General features: G+C 34.4%; 17 protein-coding genes. All 17 read right to left on the bottom strand.

From position 1 onward, the window contains the following. Positions 1 to 192: 192 nt before the first annotated feature. The 17 genes from QUH73_RS11150 to QUH73_RS11070 all read right to left on the bottom strand — a co-directional run bounded on the left by QUH73_RS11150 (position 193) and on the right by QUH73_RS11070 (position 20194). Complete coding sequence (locus QUH73_RS11150) at positions 193 to 1419, bottom strand: murein hydrolase activator EnvC family protein (RefSeq protein WP_289530517.1); 1227 nt, start codon at positions 1417 to 1419, stop codon at positions 193 to 195. 7 nt (positions 1420 to 1426) lie between these two features. Continuing rightward, entirely contained in the window at positions 1427 to 2290 is an 864-nt protein-coding gene (locus tag QUH73_RS11145; protein ID WP_289530516.1) for a DUF4292 domain-containing protein, read from the bottom strand. After that, the gene (locus tag QUH73_RS11140) at positions 2280 to 4058 is read right to left on the bottom strand and encodes a tetratricopeptide repeat protein (protein WP_289530515.1); all 1779 of its coding nucleotides are present in this window, start codon (positions 4056 to 4058) and stop codon (positions 2280 to 2282) included. The genes QUH73_RS11145 and QUH73_RS11140 overlap by 11 nt, the downstream gene beginning before the upstream one ends. Before the next feature lie 6 nt (positions 4059 to 4064). After that, positions 4065 to 5069 carry a sugar phosphate nucleotidyltransferase gene (locus QUH73_RS11135; protein ID WP_289530514.1) on the bottom strand — a complete coding sequence of 335 codons (1005 nt, stop codon included), beginning with the start codon at positions 5067 to 5069 and terminating at the stop codon, positions 4065 to 4067. 103 nt (positions 5070 to 5172) lie between these two features. Continuing rightward, positions 5173 to 5607: a dUTP diphosphatase gene (dut, locus tag QUH73_RS11130; RefSeq protein ID WP_289530513.1), complete on the bottom strand. Its 435-nt coding sequence runs from the start codon at positions 5605 to 5607 to the stop codon at positions 5173 to 5175. A 185-nt stretch (positions 5608 to 5792) separates the two neighbouring features. Next, complete coding sequence (locus QUH73_RS11125; protein ID WP_289530512.1) at positions 5793 to 7286, bottom strand: lipopolysaccharide biosynthesis protein; 1494 nt, start codon at positions 7284 to 7286, stop codon at positions 5793 to 5795. 370 nt (positions 7287 to 7656) lie between these two features. After that, positions 7657 to 8025 (bottom strand): YccF domain-containing protein, encoded by a 369-nt coding sequence (locus QUH73_RS11120; RefSeq protein ID WP_289530511.1) that lies wholly within the window; start codon positions 8023 to 8025, stop codon positions 7657 to 7659. A gap of 19 nt (positions 8026 to 8044) precedes the next feature. Then, positions 8045 to 9034 (bottom strand): DUF3187 family protein, encoded by a 990-nt coding sequence (locus QUH73_RS11115; RefSeq protein WP_289530510.1) that lies wholly within the window; start codon positions 9032 to 9034, stop codon positions 8045 to 8047. A gap of 48 nt (positions 9035 to 9082) precedes the next feature. Continuing rightward, a complete protein-coding gene (locus QUH73_RS11110) occupies positions 9083 to 10030 on the bottom strand; it encodes an ROK family protein (protein ID WP_289530509.1) in 948 nt (315 codons plus the stop codon). Between the two features lie 75 nt (positions 10031 to 10105). Next, on the bottom strand, positions 10106 to 11404 hold the full coding sequence (locus QUH73_RS11105; RefSeq protein ID WP_289530508.1) for an HlyD family secretion protein: 1299 nt from the start codon (positions 11402 to 11404) through the stop codon (positions 10106 to 10108). A 121-nt stretch (positions 11405 to 11525) separates the two neighbouring features. Beyond that, the gene (locus tag QUH73_RS11100) at positions 11526 to 13733 is read right to left on the bottom strand and encodes a peptidase domain-containing ABC transporter (RefSeq protein ID WP_289530507.1); all 2208 of its coding nucleotides are present in this window, start codon (positions 13731 to 13733) and stop codon (positions 11526 to 11528) included. A gap of 83 nt (positions 13734 to 13816) precedes the next feature. Beyond that, positions 13817 to 14695, bottom strand: coding sequence for a thiopeptide-type bacteriocin biosynthesis protein (locus QUH73_RS11095; protein WP_289530506.1), 879 nt, complete (start codon positions 14693 to 14695; stop codon positions 13817 to 13819). Beyond that, positions 14676 to 16841 carry a lantibiotic dehydratase family protein gene (locus QUH73_RS11090; RefSeq protein WP_289530505.1) on the bottom strand — a complete coding sequence of 722 codons (2166 nt, stop codon included), beginning with the start codon at positions 16839 to 16841 and terminating at the stop codon, positions 14676 to 14678. Before QUH73_RS11090 ends, QUH73_RS11095 begins: the two co-directional genes overlap by 20 nt. 5 nt (positions 16842 to 16846) lie before the next feature. Then, a complete protein-coding gene (locus tag QUH73_RS11085; RefSeq protein WP_289530504.1) occupies positions 16847 to 18001 on the bottom strand; it encodes a lanthionine synthetase LanC family protein in 1155 nt (384 codons plus the stop codon). 81 nt (positions 18002 to 18082) lie between these two features. Continuing rightward, entirely contained in the window at positions 18083 to 18244 is a 162-nt protein-coding gene (locus tag QUH73_RS11080) for a TIGR04149 family rSAM-modified RiPP (protein ID WP_289530503.1), read from the bottom strand. Between the two features lie 271 nt (positions 18245 to 18515). Beyond that, complete coding sequence (locus QUH73_RS11075; RefSeq protein WP_289530502.1) at positions 18516 to 18713, bottom strand: hypothetical protein; 198 nt, start codon at positions 18711 to 18713, stop codon at positions 18516 to 18518. 134 nt (positions 18714 to 18847) lie between these two features. Next, positions 18848 to 20194, bottom strand: a complete 1347-nt coding sequence (locus tag QUH73_RS11070) for a S41 family peptidase (RefSeq protein ID WP_289530501.1) — start codon at positions 20192 to 20194, stop codon at positions 18848 to 18850. Positions 20195 to 20200: the final 6 nt, after the last annotated feature.

Genomic DNA, 20200 nt, shown 5'->3' with positions numbered 1-20200 from the left:
TGTTCGAACCGAAACTGAAAAATACAGTAAGTATTCTGTATACGAGACAATCAAGAAATAGGACAAAATCAGAACAATACTCAAAATCAAACCTCTTAGCAGTTGATTTTGGTAGTATTTTCGAATAAATCGATCTAATTTTTTGATAAAAATTTCCTGACTAGAACCCATACCAACTACTACGTAAAAGAGTTAATTCCGATACAACCACAAAGACGGATCCAATTTCGTACTCCCTTTCCATAGTTGGAATTTAAGAACAGTTTGGCTTTGAGCCTGATCGGTATATACTACACCTATTTTCTCTTTAGAAGTAACCATATCACCTTTCTTTACAGTAACTGAAGAAAGGTTTGAATAAACTGAGAAAAACTCACCATGACGAATAATGATCACATTATTAAGACCAGGCATGGAAAGAATATGTGTAACTTCCCCTTTAAAAATAGAGCGACATTCTGCATTGTTGTCAGTCGTAATATTTATACCATCGTTTCGAACATTAACATGCTTAAGTACTGCATGTTTGTGTTCTCCAAATTTTTCAGATATAAAACCTGTTTTTGTTGGCCAGGGAAGCTTTCCCTTATTTTGATCAAATGATTCTGAAAGTATCTTTTCCTCTGGAGTTAAGCCGAATTTTCCCCCTCCATTGTTTTTCTTAGCTGCTAGTTTAGCCTGACTTTCAATAATTTTCTGAATTTCTTTCTCAAGTTTTTCAGTATACCGCTGTTGTTTTCTTAAATCATCCCTAAGCTGTTTCTCACGTTGCTGTAATTTCGAGACAAGTGCCGATTGTTGAGATTTCTCTTGAGATAAGCTCTGGTTTTCCTTTGTTCTATCGGATAACAAAACAACTTTTTCGCTCTTTGCCTTTTTTAAACGCAGCAAATTTGCGTTCAGTGAATCTTTTTTGGAGCCAATCTGTTTGCCTTGTTCTTTGCTGTATTCCGAAAATTGCTGAAGATACTTATATCGTTTATAAGCTTGGTTAAAATCTTTCGATGACAATAAAAACATCAGTTTTTCATGTGAATTTCTTTGTTTGTATGCGTATTGAATCACCTTTGCGTACTGTTGCTTCAGTTTATTCAACTCATCTTCCAACCCCTTTACATCAGCATTAATTTCACCAATCTGAGAATTAATATAAGAAATTTCATTTTCAATGGACAGAATCAAAGCTTGTCTGGCCTTTATTCTTTGATTCAGAAGGTTCAATTGTCCCAATGTTACATTCTTATTCTTCAACGTGTTGGTGAGAAGATTGTTGGTATATGCTATGTCTTTAGCATTCTGCTCCTTTCTTTTCTTAAGAGTAGAAATATCGTGCTGAGAAAAAGCATCAACTGATGTTAAAAACAGAAGAGCAATTACTAAAATAAATAATTTATTAAACGTTAATTTGCTAATTCCCATAGTGGTTTTATGGATAAATTTGATCGTATTTGTCCGGTATTGTAAACGAAAACCGAAGATCTTCACTAAATGTTACCTTATTAAATTTAATGTTACAAGATAATAAATGTTTTGGATCCTTTACTTCAAAAACCAATCGTTTAGGGAACATCCTGTTTTCAAAAACTGTGAAATCCCGATACTTAATAGTTATGTCTCTCGCGACATCAAATTCTTTTACTAATACATCTGTAATTCTCATTAGAGAAGGATCAATATCCACTCTTTGATAGTTAAACCTACTTAATCTTTCCAGCTTATCCTTCTTTAATTTCCGATCAATCTTTCTTGCTTTATCTGATATAAAGACGTACTTATTGTCGATTATTTTTCCATTAAAAGATCGGATAAAAGCCTTTTCTTTCTCTTCATTATCTGCTTTAAAAATTGAATTGGTAAGGATGCTTTGGAAAGAATAAAAATCCAAATCCATATTTAGTTTATCCAAGAAGAATCCAAAGTCATCAATAAAATAAGTTTTCTTAATCCGGTCGATCATTTTTACAGAATCAGGTGTAATGAGCAGTCGAGCTACCGGTATTCCAACCGAGGCAGTAATATCGATCCAAATAATACTATCTTTTTCTATTTTAATAGAACCTTTAAAACTTTTGCTTATTCCATCAACCGAAAAGCTTGCCGAAAAGCGTTTCACGTATATACTTTTATAGCTTAAACTACTATCTATTAGTGAATTATATAGTCTATTGTCGGATATTGGCTTTGCCTTCTCAACTCCTAATTCATAAAATGATTTACAGGAAAACTGAAAAAGGGCAATGATAACGATCAGAGCCCTTACAACAGTTTTTGAATATTTTCTATTGCTCATTTTGTTGCTTCTCTTCTTCTTCAGGAATACTACCTGTCTTTATTTTTTCGGCCAAATACTCTGACCCTTCACCTATTTCAATTGCTTTTTTCCATTCTGCAAGAGCTTTTTCATTATCCCCTAAACGAAAAAGAACATCACCATAATGCTCCACAATTACAGCCGATTCTCCTCCTCCGAATTCCAAAGCTTTTTCCAAAGCATTTTTAGCATCCTTAAATTCACCCATTCGATATAAAACCCATCCATGAGTATCCAGATAAGTAGAGTTTTCTGCTTCGAGTTTGATGCAAAGAGAACTCATTTTTTTTGCTTTTTCAAGTTCTTGCCCTTTAACTGACAGATAATAGCTGTAATTGTTTAACACAATTACATTTTGCGGATCGAACAGCAATACCTCATCATAGGCTTTAAATGCTTTTTTTGCATCGCCCATTTGATAGTAAGCATCCCCTAAATAAGATTGAAACTGAACCCGTAATTTTACATTTTCCCCAATGTAAGAAAAACCCTCTTCCAATGTTTCAATTGCTGCTTTGTACTCTTGTTTTTGAGCTGCCGCAACGCCTTTGAAAATGTATAAAAGAGGTTGACTCGGGAAATATTTTAAAGCCTCAGAACTTTCATTAAACATACTTTCAAAATCCAACATTTCATTGTCTATCAAAAGCAGTTCTTCCCAAACTACATAATTTGTTTTTTCCTCTTCAAGTACTTTCCTTAAGTGATACCGTGCACCTTCATTATCTTTTCTTTTTCTAAGAAAATCAGCATAAAGTGCATGTACTCTTACTTGTCCCGGATGAACTTCGACCAATATGTCCAACAATTCTTTCAAATACTCATCAGACATGCCTTCTTTATTTCCATTCATCAGAATGGAGATCAAAAATTGAATTTTTTGATCCGCTTCAATTTCTGGATTGCTGAAAGCTTTTGTAAGAGAGGCGTTACTTTTTTCAATTTCGCCTTTTCTTCGATAGAAATCCGCTAAATAAAAATGAACCAAACCATTTTCCGGATCAATTTTCAAGATCTTTTCGTACTGTTCAAAAGCTTTAGCTTCGTCATTATCCTCCGTATACAGATCAGCTAACATTCCATAGAAATCAGCCCGATAAGGATTCTTTTTAATCAGTTTCTGAATTTCGGAATAGGCCATTTTTCTGTTCCCTGCAGCAAGATACAAACGCTCTTTTTCTAACGAAATTCCTTCCTGTATTCCCTCTTTTTTCTCTAAACGATTATAGACTTCTATGGCTTCGTCAAATTTTTCTACTGAGGCAAATATCGCAGCTTGTAAATAATAAAAGTCGTTTCGTTCCGGATGCAATTTTACCAAATCATCGTACACAGCACAAGCCTGATCCATCATCCCCTTTTTTTGGTAAATATTTGCAAGCTGAATTTGGTACCAGATATTTAATGGCTGCAATGAAACAGCCGCTCTGGAAAGCTCCAATGCGTTGCCAAAATCTTCCTGACTCATATAAATATTTGCCAATTCGTAACGAACAACAGCGCTCGACGGATCAATTTTAAGGCAAGTTGCATACAAAGAAAGTCCTTTATCCAACTCCTGCAGCAAAACAGCCTTCGTTGCCTCTGCAAAAGCAAAATCAAACTCTAATTTTTGCGCCTCTGTTAACTTTACTTCTTTCTGTACTATCTCTTTTTTAGGCATTGGCGCAATTCCTCCTGCTAACACAGAGCCTGACACCAAACAACCGATAAGAATTGCCATCCAAAATTTACATCCCACCTTCATCTGTCTTTATTTTGAGAAGGTCGCAAAATCTCCAACATTCCATTCCGAAACTTCCCCCTGAACATCAACATAATTACCTATCATAGAATTTTCAAGGTTTAAGTTTTCAAGATTTGAGTTGCGCTGAATGATTGAATTGCGAACCAAAGTATTACTTACTGTCGTATTTGCACCTACCGAAACATGAGGCCCAATTACCGAATTCTTAATTTTTACATTTTCTCCAATGTAACATGGAGGAATAATAATGGAATTTTCAGATGAAGACGAAGGACAAACCAAATCATCATTCCTGTGGTATTCCAATATTCTTTGATTTGTATGAACGGTTGCATCCTTATTTCCACAATCCATCCATTCTATAACTTGTCCTGGTTTAAAAGAAAGTCCTTTGTTCTTCATATTTTCCAAGGCATTTGTAAGTTGATATTCACCATTTACAAGCACCTTATTTTTCATCAGGTATTCCAATTCATCCCGCAGATTATCACCATCTTTAAAATAGTAAATTCCAATGATTGCTAAATCAGATACGAAATCTTTTGGCTTCTCAATAAAATCCGTAATGTTGTTCTTATCATCAATTTTAACAACCCCAAAAGCAGATGGATCCTCAACTTTTTGTACCCATATCACACTGTCTGCCTCGGCATCCAAAATAAAATCTGCTTTAAACAAAGTATCTGCGAAAGCAACAACAACCTTATCGGATAAAGAAGGTGCAGCACAATAAATAGCATGAGCTGTTCCCAGTGCTTCTTCCTGATAATAAATGCTGGCTTTAGCGCCAATATTTTTAGCAATACCGCATAATCTTTCTTCAACTTCCTTGCCAAAATCACCAATGATGAATGCTATTTCATCAATTGCCTCGTCGGAAACTTTTGCAATTTCCTCAACAAGACGCTGAACAATAGGCTTGCCTGCAATTGGAATTAAAGGTTTTGGAACCGTTAAAGTATGAGGACGCATGCGTTTCCCCATTCCTGCCATTGGAACAATTATTTTCATCTGTTAAAATATCTAGTAGTAGTGAATTGTAAAATAACTAAAAAACGGATCAAATGTACCTTTTTACAATTTGTTTTGATCCAAATTAATAATTTTTAACGCATTAGGATTTTCCTGTATGCCCGAATCCTCCGGCACCTCTTTCTGATGTCTCCAGGTCTTCAACTGGTTCCCAACTTACTGTTTCATGTGTAGCAACAACCATTTGGCAAATTCGATCACCATCTTTTATCTCCACAACACGATTGGAAAGATTTGCAAGAATTACACCTATTTCACCTCGGTAATCAGCATCAATAGTTCCTGGTGTATTTAATACGGTAATCCCTTCCTTTAGAGCCATACCTGAACGCGGACGAATTTGAGCTTCGTATCCGGCGGGTAATTCAATAAACAATCCTGTTTTTATTAATTTACGCTCCAATGATTCCAATAATATAGGTTCGTCCAGATTTGCTCTAAGATCCATACCTGCAGATAATTCTGTGCTGTATTTAGGCAAGTCGTGCTTCGATTTGTTAACGATTTTTACTTTCATCTGTTTATTATTTTATGGTCAGATTGAACTTACCATGCTGAAATAATCATTTTCCCGTGGGGCAAAATCACTTTGGCATGGGTGTTTCATATGAATGACAATTGCTTGAAGAATATTTCATTTTTTTTCGAATGGCTAAGATACATTTTTCAAAACTCTTATGAAAGGTTGATAATAGATCTTGATTATTTCCTTTTTCTGTTTATACCAACCATCTTTCCTAAAGAACTCCACAATCGCTCTTTTTGAACAAATACAATCATAAAAAGCAATAACAATGGCGTTTTTTCGGCCATTTTCAGCCATTGGTTTTCTGGATTTAAATAAGTACTGATTGCAAAAATTGTTGTTGCAAGCAACATATAAAAAAGAATTCCCTTTAAATCGTAAGGAACCGGATAGTATTTTTGACCTGCTATGTAGGATATTACAGTTATTACCAAAAAGCAGGCAAGAACTGAATAGGCAGCACCCATATACCCGAATATCGGCACAAGAATAACATTTAAAACCACAGTGATTATCACCCCAATAATAGCAATATAGGCGCCAAACCGGGTTCTGTCGGTTAGCTTGTACCACAAAGATAAAGAGAAGAATATACCAAAAAATAAATTCGCCAAGAGTACATAAGGTACAATTCCCAATCCTTCATGATAACGGGAATCAATTAAGATCTTTACAATATCCAGGTAGAACATCACCCCAAGAAAAATAATAAGTCCAAGTATTACGAAATATTTCAATACATCAGCATACACCTGCTTTGAGCTCTGCTCTTTTGCCTGTGAGAAGAAAAATGGCTCAAACGAATACCGAAAAGCCTGAATGAATAGAGTCATGATTACAGCAAGCTTGTAATTCGCGCCATAAATTCCTGTTTGGTACAAAGGGTTTTGTGATTCAGGAATCAACTCCGGCATAATCATTTTATCCAAATTGATATTGAGTGTTCCACATATACTTACCACTAAGATGGGTGAAGAATAGGTAAGTATTTTAAGGAGTAATTTCTTATCTAACTTTAGTTGAACCTTTAAAATATCCGGAAACAGTAGTAGTAAATTTATGAAGCTGGAAACAAATATGGCCAGAAAAATATAGCCTATTCCAAATTCAGGATTCCATATTATTGTGATTGGTATTTCGGGAAAGTTATTGTGAATCCAAGGACATAATAGTAAAAAGAAGAGGTTTATTCCCAAGTTGACACCAATGTTGATCAGCTTTAGTCCGGCATAACGAACCGCTCTGTTTTCCTTGCGCAATTTTGCAAATGGCAAAGCTGTTATGGCATCAAACCCCAATGTGAGTGCAAGAAATATAATAAAACTCTTGTTTTCAGGAATTTCGAAAAAAACAGATAACGGATTTAAAAAACCTGCAATAATAATCCAGAACAAAATGCTTGTTGCAATTAAAGAAATAAAACCTGTTGAAAAGATAATGTTACCCTCCTTTTCTTGACTTGCAAACCGAAAATAACCCGTTTCCATGCCATAAGTTAAAACAACCAGCAATATGGCAACATATGACATGAGATTCGTAACAATCCCATAATCTTCAGGAATAAATAAACTCGTATACAGTGGCACCAACAACCAATTAAGTAATCGTCCCAATATGGAACTGACTCCATAAATTACTGTTTCTCCGGCAAGCTTTTTAAGAGGATTCAAATCAAGTAAATTAGTGTATTAGAATTGGCAAATATATGACAATTTTATTTTTCATTTTCTTAAAGTATCTGAAAATGAATTCATAGATGTTCCACGTGGAGCAATTTCTTTTTTTAGGGCGGAAAAGACCTTTCGATATTTATATTAAAAATAAATAAGAGATACACAAACGATTTCGATGGAAATATTTGATAATTTGAGTCTTATAGCTCACAAAACACTTTTTTATCCCAATTATTTTTTTCACTTTTGTTGACATACGCGTTAAGGAACGTTTATGTTAGTGTTTGTTGTTTAAGTATTTTGTGAAAATCCTGACCTCTCGGTCAGGATTCTTCTTTTTTATAGATGTTTGTATTTTTAACAGACACTAACGAATACTTTTTCCAAATGGAGTTAATGCAAAACCTGCTAACTTAACATGCTGAACTGCAAAGGGAATTCCAATTATTGTGATGGTAAATATCAGTGCAAATAACAAATGAGTTACAGCAATCCACAATCCTCCAATAAAAATCCAGATTACATTTAAAAGAATACTTAAGCATCCCCCGGCGTGTTCGTTGTACTCAACTCTTTGTCCGAAAGGAGCGAGCCCCAGCACTGACAACTGAATAATTTTCAATCCGAAAGGAATACCAACGATAGTTAAACACATTAAAAAACCACAGATAATATATTCTAAGAAAATGAATATTCCTCCGAAAATTATCCAAATAATATTGCCAATTAAACTCATAATATTTGCTTTATAAATATTAAAACTGATATGATATTCCCACCTGAAGAACAAAATCAGGTGCTGTATTAACAATGATATCCTCAACAAAGGCGATCGAAACAGCTAAATCATTTGCAACAAAATAATCCAGTCCAAGAACTAATTGTGCAGATGCTTTTCCTAATTGTTTAGTATATGATTTTTCGTACAAACTCGTATGGAAATCGAGTTGAGACTTTAAATACCAATTATCATTCGCATTAAAGGCCAGACCAAAACTTCCAAAACCAACATTGCTGGTTACTTTATTTTCCAGTAATGCTCCTTTGCCAATTCGTACATAACCTCCCGAATAGTAAAAGGAAAACTCTTTCCTTTCAGGAGTTGAATTAAGCATCCCTGTTATCTGGAATCCTAAATCACTGGTTCCACTACCCACCAAATTTGTTTTATTTCCAATTGGCAACTTCACAAAAGTGCGAAATGAGAGATCGTGGTTTGGATTTTGTATAATGGGTGTGCCCAAAGAAACACTAATATCACCAAAACTAAGTTTACTTTCATTCATTTCGAAAACGATCTCCTCTTCTTCCATGAAAAAGTAATTTAAACTGTATGCAGGCATAACTTTCCTCGATTTCCCTGGTAAGTTAAACGCATCGTGCCAATCACTAATAAAAGAATCCATAACCCCACTTGAATGCTTAACTATTGGAATGACGACACCAACGTCCAATTTAGAAAGCAAACCATAACTTAGAAATAGTTCATTTCTATACATCTCTCCATCCAGGTAAATGGCTTCTTCATTTATTTGAGCACTTGTAGCGTTATTGGCTATATTGAAGTAGTTACCGAACCAAAATGTATTTTTCTCGAGAATGGAGCCTCCTAGGTTGGTCGGAATCCCAAAAAAATGAACCAAAGGGCTTTGGTTATGAGTTTGAAATGGTTTTACCAATTTCTGACCAAAAGCAAAATTAGTAAATAAAACAATTGTAAAAAAAACTACTGCTAAACTCCTCATGAATATCTGTGGCCTGATTAAATTGATCAACAAGGTCAAATCTACAAATTATTCAACAACTTTCCATACAAGTGCAGCCGATCCCTTTACTCCCGAATTTCCTTCAACAGAGGACAGTTTTAACTGTGTTTTTCCCTGAAAAACAGATAGTAAATTCTGTTCCATATGGTATTGTGTTGGTTTCAAAATTAAATGGCCTGCTTGTGATAAACCACCAGACAAAAATATAGCTTCCGGATTGTTCAAAGCAATCACATTCGCTAAAGCAATTCCTAGAATTTTACCGGTAAACTCGAAGGCTTCAATTGCAATTTGATCTCCTGCATTAGCTTCCAAAGCTAATCTTCTGGCACTTATTCGATTAAAAGGGATATTTCTCAATTCACTTGAATAAGAAAATTTTGCAAATAATTTACTCACTGTTCTCTTAATTCCTGTTGCAGATACATAAGTCTCCAGACACCCCAATCTTCCGCATCCACAATGTCTGCCTTCAGGACGAACGATCATATGTCCCATCTCTCCGGCAAAACCTGAATGACCGTGCACCAATTCCCCATTAACAACAATACCCGATCCTAATCCTGTTCCTAATGTTAAAACCATAAAGTTTTTCATTCCAACAGCCCCTCCAAACAACATCTCAGCCATGGCAGATGCATTGGCATCATTTGTAACGGAAACAGGAACTCTAATTTTTTGGCTCAAAAGCTTACCCAATTCAAACTTCCCTTTCCATGGCAGGTTCGAGGCATCCTGAATGCATTGATCCAAATAATTTGCATTTGGAGCCCCTACTCCAATTCCAACCAATTCACAATTCAATTTCTCAGCAAGAGATTGAATTCTATCACATAATTCATCTATAAATGCTTGAAATACCAAATACTTCTTTGTGAAAATAAAATCCTCAGCAAGAATATTTCCCTTTTTATCGACCAAACCAAAAACCGTATTTGTTCCGCCAATATCTATCCCAACAGCCAGCTTTTTCATATCAATTGTTTTAGTATCAAAATTTATGAAAGGGAAAGAAAACAATCTGTGCCGGATTAATTTTCAATAATGAAGTTACAAACGGTCTTTAATTAATGATCGAATCGGATTAAAAATACGTTGTAATAGGCGAAGATCTTCTGTAATTATCTCAGCCTGACCTTCAATTTGCTGTGCAAAATCCAACTCAATTCCATAATTGGTAACTAAGCCTTTCGGGAAATCAACATCCAAACTGTATTTCTGATCCTCCGGCACTTTTGATATGGACCGAATGGTACCTTCCAACATCCCATATTCAAGATAAGGATAATTATCAAGTTTTATATTCACTCGTTGCCCTATTTTAACCTTGCCCGCTCCCTGCACTCCCAATTCAACTCTGGCAATAATTTTAGTGGAATCTGACGGCAAAACGGTGAAAACCCTTTCTCCAGTCTTTACATTTTGATTGGAGCTGTAAAAACGATTAAAACTAACCCTTCCATCAATAGGCGTAATCAATACATACTTTTGTTCCCAAATGTTGATTTGAGCCTTTAGATTATCGAAGGATTGAATGAGCAGATTCTGCAATTCCTTTCGCTCTCTTTCTTTATTTAATTCTAAATCGATAATTTGCTGATCCACTTCAGAAATACTAATCTGTGTAGAGGCAAGTGAGGAACGCGTGCCCTGAAAAGCATAGCTCTGTTCCAGATATTTTTTACGTGCATTTTGGAAATCGGACTGCGAAATCACACCCCGAATAAATAAAGATGAATCGCGAAGAAATTGCTTTTTTGATATCGCTAATTCACTTTCGGAAATCACTTTTTGCTGGTACTGCCGCTCGTAATATAAATTGTATTTACTGATTTTATCCTTGTAAGATTCTATTTTTCGATCGTAATAATCCAAATCGAAAAAACGCTGATAATCAACATATGATTTTAAAAACCCATTGTAGTACGATTGAATTTCACCCAAACGAAAATTACCCTCCAACAAATTGGATTTAATGCCATCCACACCTGTAAGATGTTCATGAAATTTGTTCATTTTTGTTTTTAAAACGAACACATCATCATTAACCGCGGGATTTTCGATAATGGCCAAAAGTTCTCCCTTTTTCACTTCCTGATTATCTGCAACATACAGATTTTGAATCTGTCCGGATGATCGGGCAACCAATTCGGCAGGCGGATTTAAGGTGGTAAGCACCAATTTGGACTGTATAATATCCGGATACCGAAAGAACCAACTTCCAATCAGCAGAGCAAAAATAACCACAAAGAAAAGAGTTGTTCCGCTTCGAATGATCCAATTGGGCATTCGCTGCAAAATCTCTTTAACTTCATCTGACCGTAATTCTATGTTTGTATCCTTATCCATGCTTTTACGCTGATTAAATTTTTGATATCCCTCGCTGATTTACCCCCAAATCCCCTAAAGGGGACATTTTATTGAAGCCCCTTTAGGGGTTTGGGGTACAAATAGATAGGGTGAATAATATTTAATTTCCTAGCTCCAATTGGTTCTTAACCAACTGATAATAAGCTCCCTTCAATTTTGTTAAATCAGCATGAGTTCCTTCCTCAACAATCTTTCCTTTATCCAGAACTATTATTTTATCGGCACTACGAACAGTACTTAAGCGATGAGCCACAACAACCACAGTTCTTCCCTTATTAAATTCCTCCAAATTGTTCATAATTGCCTTTTCGTTGTTCGCGTCCAAGGCATTTGTCGCCTCATCGAAGAACAAAAATTTAGGATTTTTATAAACTGCCCTGGCAATTAAAATACGCTGCTTTTGTCCTTGACTTAAGCCATGACCATTGGCACCAATCCGTGTATTGTAGCGCAATGGTAAACTTTCAATAAACATGTCAATACAGGCAACCTGAACCGCATACAACAATCTCTTTTTATCGATGAACTCATCACCAACGGCAATATTTTTGGCGATGGTATCCGAAAAGATAAATCCATCCTGCATCACCACCCCGCAATTTTGCCGCCACATCGATGAACTGTAATTTTCGAGAGTAACTCCACCCAATGAAATTCGTCCTTTTGTAGTGGGATAAAATCCCAGCATCAGCTTAATTAATGTCGTTTTTCCGCTACCCGATGCACCAACAATTGCAGTGGTTTTTCCATCTTCTATCTTCAAATTAACATTATCGAGAACCATTTCGGAATGCGGCCCTTCATATTGGAAAAATACTCTCTCAATATCAATGGCTTTTTGTTCGGGAATTTCGGTTAAGCGATCCTCATTTGGCATTTCTTCCTCTTTCATCTCATGAATTTCACCCAATCGCTCGAGCGATATTTTAGCATCCTGCCACGAATGAATGAACTGAACCAGGTTGTCGAGCGGGGAATTCAATTGACCTATAATGTAAGACACTGCCAACATCATACCCAAGGTCATGCCTCCATCCAATACCGATTTTGCAGCCAAAAAGGTGATGATGATATTTTTTGTTTCGTTGAAGAAAATAGAACCGGATACCTGATACTGATTCAAAGCCAAACCTTTGGTTCTTACCTTAAACAATTCGGCTTGTATTTGCTCCCACTCCCAACGTTTCTGCTTCTCACAATTGTTCAGCTTAATTTCCTGCATTCCGGTAATTAACTGAACCAATGAATTCTGATTGTTCGATAGTTGAGCAAATCGTTTCCCATCCAATTCTCTGCGCTTTCGCAGGAAAAGATTTACCCATATAAGATACAAAACCGATCCTACTGCAAAAACAAAAAAGATTTGCATGTCGTAAATAGCCAAAACAATTCCAAAAATCACCAGGTTAACCATCGAAAACAGAATACTTAAGGTGGATGATGTCAGGAAATTTTCAATTCGGGTATGATCCTGTATCCGCTGCAATAAATCACCGATCATTTTAATATCGAAAAAGCCAATGGGCAACTTCATTAACTTGATTAAAAAGTCGGATATTAATGAGATGTTGATTCGTGTTGAGATGTGCAGTAGAATCCAGCTTCGTATGAATTCCACCGACATTCGGGAGATAAATAATACCAATTGGGCAATCAGTACCAAATAGATAAAACCCAGGTTTTGCGTATTGATACCTACATCGACTATGGATTGGGTAAGGAATGGAAAAATCAGCTGCAACATACTCCCAAACAACATTCCCAATGCCAATTGCACCAAAAACTTACGGTACGGCCTTAAGTATTTTAACAGGAAACCAATGCTCTTTTTATTGGAAATATCCTCGTCGCCCTGAGCGTAAAAATCAGGTGTAGTTTCCACCAACAAACACAAGCCTTTCAGTTCCCCCTGACTTTGTGTACTGGCCCACGACTTAATAAATTCCTCTTTGGTAAATTTTAGCAATCCGGATGCCGGATCGGCAACATGAACCGTCGTTGCCTTCTTTTTTACCTCGATTTTGTGTACTACCACAAAATGATTTTGCCCCCAATGGCAAATAGCCGGAAGCGTAGCATCATCCTGTAACTGCTCGTAGCTAATGCGTACGCCCATGGTTCGCAGGCCAATACTTTCCGCCGCATCGGCAATGCCCAACATCGAAACTCCCTCGCGGGTAATGTGCGATTTATCGCGTAAAGACTGAAGGCTGAAGTTCTTGCCAAAATGAGCGGCTATCATACGCAGGCAAGTCGGGCCACAATCCATGGCATCCAATTGGCGGAAATGGGGGAATTTTTTCTTCAAGGCAGAATGGTAGTTAGTCAATTTATTATAGTCAAGCTAAAAATAGGGAAAATTTAGCTTAAATCGTACCGTTAAATATTGAACTATCTATCGTTGTCCGCATTCATACATTTTAATCTAGCGATTTTAGATTTATAAGATCGGATCATAAAATCATATACAATCAGTTCAAAAAGCCGTTGATTACCTCTAAAAGCTCTATTAACAAGCATATGGATATGGCTTTGAATTATATAATGCAAATACTCAATATTAACCGAAGGCGTTTCCTTTATTGCATTTAAATTATATTCCATGGCAGAACTGTATTCTTGAATTAATTTTGAAATAATTGTATCCTCTTGAGAAAATAAATACTTATCTATTTGGGTTCTTTTTACCCTATATTTAGCTTCAAGATTTCGTTTGAAAAAACTATCAACAGAAAATTCCTTACTGTAATAACACTTCATTTTCTCTGCAAATTGCTTTTTACCTTCAATACTTAAATTTACTTTCGTAAGATAAAAATCGACCAACGAAATCACAAAATACAACCTATCATCATACTGCTTTTCGTGTAATAAGTATTCCAATAACATCTTACTCTCCAGGCAAAATATCTTTTCTGAATTTTGTATTGAGTCAATGTTATATCTTTCTAATTCTCTTTTATAACTATCAATTTGCAATCCTCCAATCAAATTTTCCTGAATGAAAGGTTTAAAGTGATAGTTAACTCGAGATACAATTTCATATAAATGTTCCATAGAGGTTATAAGTAACCTCAATCGTAAATGTGGTTTGGGATCACAATACCTAATAAAAAAAAAACTTTTTATTGATTTACTTTCAATTAATTCCTTACATAAGAAATGAACATTACTAACCAGTATTTCATCTGCTATTTTTATTCCACAATATATTTTATAATACAACCATGTATCACAAGGCAGGTAACTATCAATAATCTTTTTTGACATTTGAAGAGTATTTATTATTATAGAATGTTACAATAAACTCGCTTTGATAGTAACCTTCCGGTCCCTTTACAATACCATCATCCTCGAAAAACTCAGTAAGCTTAACAAAGCTACCTTTTTGTAATGCATCTAGAAAAATCTTTCTACAGAGTTCGTTATCAAAATCTAAAAGAAGCTTTTGATCACCTTCCTCCATTATAACCTTTGATGGTAGTTTAAAGAAATTGACAATATGTTCAAAGTATTTATCATCACTATCCCATTTAGCATTAGTAGTCTCGTCTTGAGTAACAATCCACATAGCAGGTGAGAATATTAAATTGTCATAACAAACTCTTGGCAAATAAGAAACTAAATTCTCAATATTTCCCCAATTAAAACTCAAATTCGGTTTTACATTTTGGTGTTGTAGATCACACAAAAATTGGTACACATGAAGTGTTTTGTAATTATAATTATGAGCGCAACTAAGCCTTGGAATTATCTCTTTTTTTAGCTTTTGTGAATATAATACTATATTACCATTTTTAACTTTTAGTATCAAATCACTGACAAAAATTTGATGATCTAAATCCTGGCTTGAATTGGCCATAAAAGGGATTTCAAATTTCCGTAAACCAGGTCTAAACAATACATTCCCCACTCTTGAGTCAGGTATAAAAACGATTTCAGCAATTAATTTATTCTGACCAATAAGCTTTGATTCTTTTATACAGATCTCTTCAATAAAATCCTTTATCTCCTCATTTGTTGATCCAAATCGACCAATAAAATTTGAAGCGCTAGAGCCACCTACATACGAAATATGTATTTTGGGGTCATGATTATTTTGCTGTGTTAATTCAATGAATGCAGAAAAAGTAATTGGAATATTTACTTCGGATTTATTCAAATCCAAAAAATCTATATCTGTTAATTCGATTGCATTTTCTCCTTGTAAAAAGGCCTTATTCAACCTTTTTAATAAAAATAGTTCTCGTGCCGTTAAGACACAATTATTGATCTCTTCATATTCAACAACCAAACCTTCAATCAATTCGGAGTCATCAAATTGACTATTTATAAATTGATTATATCCTATGCCACAATCAACATCCAAGGCGTGCATTAAGGGTATTTCTTTATCGCCAAATCGACTTATAAATTCTGACTTAAATTGCTCTAAGCGACTAATTCGTTCATCCTTAAAAGAATTCATCCAGTTTAGAACCTCAATTCCTTTTTTAACACTCTCTAATATTTCCGTAGACATAATACAATTATCTGTGGGTTTATAGAGATCAACCTGTAAAAAATTCTTCAATTCCTTTCGAGGTAATAGATAAGCTAATTCCTGTCGAATTAATTTATACAGATCCATATTAGTCTCATAATGATTATCATCAAGTGACTGAATTGATTTCTTAATTATTTGCAACGAATTAATTATTGATGTTTCACAATTAATAGGTTTTAATATTTCTATTAATCTATCTAAAGGATCAGCACCTGTTATTTGCAAATCAATCTCGCTAACTAATATTTGAGAATTAATTAATTCATTTATGAAGTTTTTAGAAATTTCATTTGAATAATTATTGGCTACAAGATATTCCACTAAAGCATCATACTTTATACCTTTTGTAGCAAAATTCAATATTTCTTTAAGATGGGTTGAATAATCTACAGATACCAGTTCATAAGTTCTAACAAGATTACTATTTATCAAATACTCAATGTATCTAAATTTATCATGTAACTCATACAAACTAGTATTTGCATAATATTTTGTGCTTTGATAAATATCTGGTAATGATTTCACGTATTCACAAATCATTCCAAGACACCCCATATCCAATCTTGATTTTCTTATGTATTCATTTCTTCTTTTCAAAAAAAAAATATTCTTTTCCCCAAATTTTCCGATAGAACATCCAGCAAATAAACCAAAAGGAGTACATCTAAAACAAGATCTTCTCCAAAACTTCTCTAAAACAAGTGATTGTCTCTCTGAAATATCAGCTTCCTTACTGTATATTTCATAAAAATCCTGAGACGAAAGGAATAAACCTTCTTTAAAGAGATCTGAATAGTCCCGTTTATCAATATTTTTAACCGGAAAAATAGGAGTTCTTACAATAAATTTATTAAAAGCACTTATATCCATAAATATTATATTAAAAAAGCATCATCCCAAACACTTAAATTCTCATCCAAATATGACAACATAGCTAAACCTATTCCCGAAATTCCTGTTAAAAATGAAGTATCGCACTCCATTCCAAAACCATTCCAAGTTTTAAAACCAGCAATTCCATCTACAAATTTTGCCTCGCTTATCATTTTCTGCAACCAATAATCTCTAGCTTTAATAAATCTTATATCACCATATTTTTTGAACAAACGGTAAGATATTTGCATATTACCAGCCGTTCCATGGCATAAACTAGCATCAATAATTCCATGTTTTTTTGAATCTCTAACATCAGAAAATATATTTGCTAATCGTTGAATTACATCTTTATTTTCGTTTCCGGTTATTAACGTTTGTGATAATGCATATAAAATTCCCACAGAACCATTACACCAAATATATCGACTACCATAAATATTCTTCTCATTATTTATACCAATTGGGATATCATCCAACAAACTTTTATGCCCCAGATCACTCATTATCAAAGTTGTTATGTCTGAAATTAAACTCTGTAAACAATCATGATATTTTAAGTTACCAGCAAGTCTGTTACAAATAAGTAGTAAACCACAAATACCATGAGCAACTCCAAAATCGAAGAAATCTCTATTGTAATCTTGCCAATGCATTTTTCCTCCATAAGAATAAACTTTCGTTTTAAGTGCTTGAATTATTCCATTTATAAATTTTTCATTTTCTGGATTATTCTCCAAATCATAAGATAAATAATAAATATTTCCTAAAGCTCCATGCAATAAATCCAATTTATTCAAATCAATAAAATCAAGAGTTAAATTATAAATTTCATCCTCAATACCTTTATACACATTTTTATATTCAGTGGATAAGAAATTAGTTCTAATAAGGTGTTTTATTGACCATAACACACCTGTCAAGCCTTCAGAAAAACCAAGATTCATAGGTTCCTCTTGCAAATGCTGAATTACATCCTTCACAATATTTAATCCTAGAACTTCGATACGCTTATCCTTCAAATATCGACTCGCATACAATAAAAATAAAGCATTCCCAATTCTCCCTCCGTGTAAAGAATTATCTGCTGGTTCATGATTTAATAGTACGAGATGTTCACATATTAATTCAATTTTACAGGAAATAATATGTTTCATTAGTTGCTTAATTTTTCCATTTTTTTAGAAAATTAAAGGCAGATAATATATATCTGCCCCCATAAATAGTAACAAAATTATTTAATTTTGTTGCAAAACAGTATGTTCATCACATTTTACTGTCAAGCTCATGGCAGTACAAATGTGTCTCATGGTGGCACCACCTTTTACACCTTTCATCTCTGGCTTACTTAAGTTTGCAATAGATTTTTTTCCTAATTCTAATTTTTTCGCTTTTTTCATAACAATAATTAATAATTAGCTTAACTCCATTCCCTGCACAACCGCCAATTGCACAGGTCATCTCGTTTAGGTAGTTTTGCTCTTGCAAAATGTAGCCTAGCTACCAAAGTCGTTCCGGGTGAGAACGGATATTTGTTTACTTATTCCGGAGCGGCTTAATTAATAATGCGCATTATTAATTTAAACAGCACCAAATTAAAAAAGCTCCCTGCCAAAAATGGCAGGGAGCTCCTAATATTTACATTTTTCGGAAAATACTGTTAATTTATAATTATTCTAAAATATAGCTTTGAAGCGTTCTAGAATACGAAATGGCAATACCCGAATCCTTTATACAATCTAAAATCCGATACAGGTTCCGTTGAGAAACACCCAGTTTATCAGATAGTACAGATGGGCTTCCAGTTGATTTATTCTCCGAAAGTTCTATAACTCGTTCAATTAATTCCGTATTTTGGGTAATATTCATTTTGGCTGCAATTTGGTTAATTACTACACTACTTAATTCCGCAAAAAGAGAAAAGGTAACCCTTATAAATGTTAAAATATGTGAAATAAACTAGATCCATTTATAACAGATCTTGTTAAACAATCCATTATATCTTATTTCGGATTATTTTTAATATACTCTATGCACTTCTCTAAAACAGGATCTCCGCCTTTCATATACTCGCTCGCAACAAAAGGAATCGAAATATCCGGATTTAAAATTCCCTCTTCAGCCTTTGTATACTCAAAATTCTCTACTGTTGAAATTGTGAAAAAGGAATTATCTCTCTCTGCTGTAATTGTCTCCCCATAATTTAAGGCATTATGGGCAAGAGGTTCTCCAACCAGCAAGCCAATTTTATTATACTGTATCACATTAGCGAAAGTAGCTGCCATCAATGCTGTCTGCTGACTTATAAGAACGTAATAATTAAAATCCCCTTTATACATTGAACTATCCAGTGGGCACTCCTTCACAATAAGAGAATCCGGCAAGTCAACGAATCTTCCAAAATCATCTTCCGTGTAAGAATAATCTTTATATGTAGCTTTAGATACTTTTAATTTAACGCCTGACTGATAAGGAATCTTTTTATTATTCGATAGTAATGAAAACAATTCATCAAAGTGATCACCACTTCCTCCGGGATTTCTTCTAATATCAATAATAACATTTTTGCACCCCTTTTTTTTCACCTTATCAAGGTAACGCCCTAAGCATTTTACCAAATACTTGTTGTAATCAAAATTGTTGATACTAAAATATCCCGTCTTGTTTTCGTCAATTATTTTTTCCTCAATATCTCCATACATTTTTTGGAAAAATCCTTTGTCTATCGGCATTCCTTGAATAATTATTTCTTTCTGCTGATTGTTCCTAACTAATTTGATAATATAATCAGAAGTAAAACTGAAATGATGAAAAGCCTGCAAGGCGTAACCGGACATATATCGATCGCGATACGAACTTTCCAAATAAGTAACTGCATCAACATTATTAATACTTAATATTCGATCTCCAGAAAGAATATTTTCATCAAAGCTCTTGTCAACAAGCAATGTGTCGGAAATGTTTATCAAAGTAAAAGGCAAAGCTTTTATCTTCTTCATTTTCACCTTTAAAGTACCCGTTTTCCCAAGTACCGGAATAAACCGTAAATGAGGATCTTCAAAAGTAACTCTATCCAAAAGCTTTCTTCTAATCAGTGTTTTTTCCGTTTCCCGGATCGGTTCTAAAGGCAATTCTTTTGCAACTACATCTATTATAGAATCCCATTCCCTCTCAGGAAAAGAGTTAAAAGGATTTGGGTGATAATTTTTTAGAGCCTCTTTATCTTTAATCAGTTGCTCTTTGGTTAATAATGATTTCGGATTTGGGATTACTAAGGAGTAGTCGGTTTGTGAAATTCCTTTGCTGATAATTGCTATCAATACGAAAGCAAGTAGTAGTATTTTTTTCATTTTATT

Origin of the sequence: Labilibaculum sp. K2S, assembly GCF_030372765.1 — a bacterium.
Lineage (GTDB): Bacteria > Bacteroidota > Bacteroidia > Bacteroidales > Marinifilaceae > Labilibaculum.
This window is presented reverse-complemented; position numbering and strand designations above follow the sequence as displayed.

What these genes read in the sequence shown, in the direction of transcription:
- QUH73_RS11115 (WP_289530510.1), bottom strand. Translation starts at nt 9,034, where the DNA reads ATGAGGAGTTTAGCAGTAGTTTTTTTTACAATTGTTTTATTTACTAAT.
- QUH73_RS11150 (WP_289530517.1), bottom strand. Translation starts at nt 1,419, where the DNA reads ATGGGAATTAGCAAATTAACGTTTAATAAATTATTTATTTTAGTAATT.
- QUH73_RS11085 (WP_289530504.1), bottom strand. Translation starts at nt 18,001, where the DNA reads ATGAAACATATTATTTCCTGTAAAATTGAATTAATATGTGAACATCTC.
- QUH73_RS11135 (WP_289530514.1), bottom strand. Translation starts at nt 5,069, where the DNA reads ATGAAAATAATTGTTCCAATGGCAGGAATGGGGAAACGCATGCGTCCT.
- QUH73_RS11120 (WP_289530511.1), bottom strand. Translation starts at nt 8,025, where the DNA reads ATGAGTTTAATTGGCAATATTATTTGGATAATTTTCGGAGGAATATTC.
- QUH73_RS11075 (WP_289530502.1), bottom strand. Translation starts at nt 18,713, where the DNA reads ATGAATATTACCCAAAATACGGAATTAATTGAACGAGTTATAGAACTT.
- QUH73_RS11145 (WP_289530516.1), bottom strand. Translation starts at nt 2,290, where the DNA reads ATGAGCAATAGAAAATATTCAAAAACTGTTGTAAGGGCTCTGATCGTT.
- QUH73_RS11110 (WP_289530509.1), bottom strand. Translation starts at nt 10,030, where the DNA reads ATGAAAAAGCTGGCTGTTGGGATAGATATTGGCGGAACAAATACGGTT.
- dut (WP_289530513.1), bottom strand. Translation starts at nt 5,607, where the DNA reads ATGAAAGTAAAAATCGTTAACAAATCGAAGCACGACTTGCCTAAATAC.
- QUH73_RS11105 (WP_289530508.1), bottom strand. Translation starts at nt 11,404, where the DNA reads ATGGATAAGGATACAAACATAGAATTACGGTCAGATGAAGTTAAAGAG.
- QUH73_RS11140 (WP_289530515.1), bottom strand. Translation starts at nt 4,058, where the DNA reads ATGAAGGTGGGATGTAAATTTTGGATGGCAATTCTTATCGGTTGTTTG.
- QUH73_RS11070 (WP_289530501.1), bottom strand. Translation starts at nt 20,194, where the DNA reads ATGAAAAAAATACTACTACTTGCTTTCGTATTGATAGCAATTATCAGC.
- QUH73_RS11080 (WP_289530503.1), bottom strand. Translation starts at nt 18,244, where the DNA reads ATGAAAAAAGCGAAAAAATTAGAATTAGGAAAAAAATCTATTGCAAAC.
- QUH73_RS11095 (WP_289530506.1), bottom strand. Translation starts at nt 14,695, where the DNA reads ATGTCAAAAAAGATTATTGATAGTTACCTGCCTTGTGATACATGGTTG.
- QUH73_RS11090 (WP_289530505.1), bottom strand. Translation starts at nt 16,841, where the DNA reads ATGGATATAAGTGCTTTTAATAAATTTATTGTAAGAACTCCTATTTTT.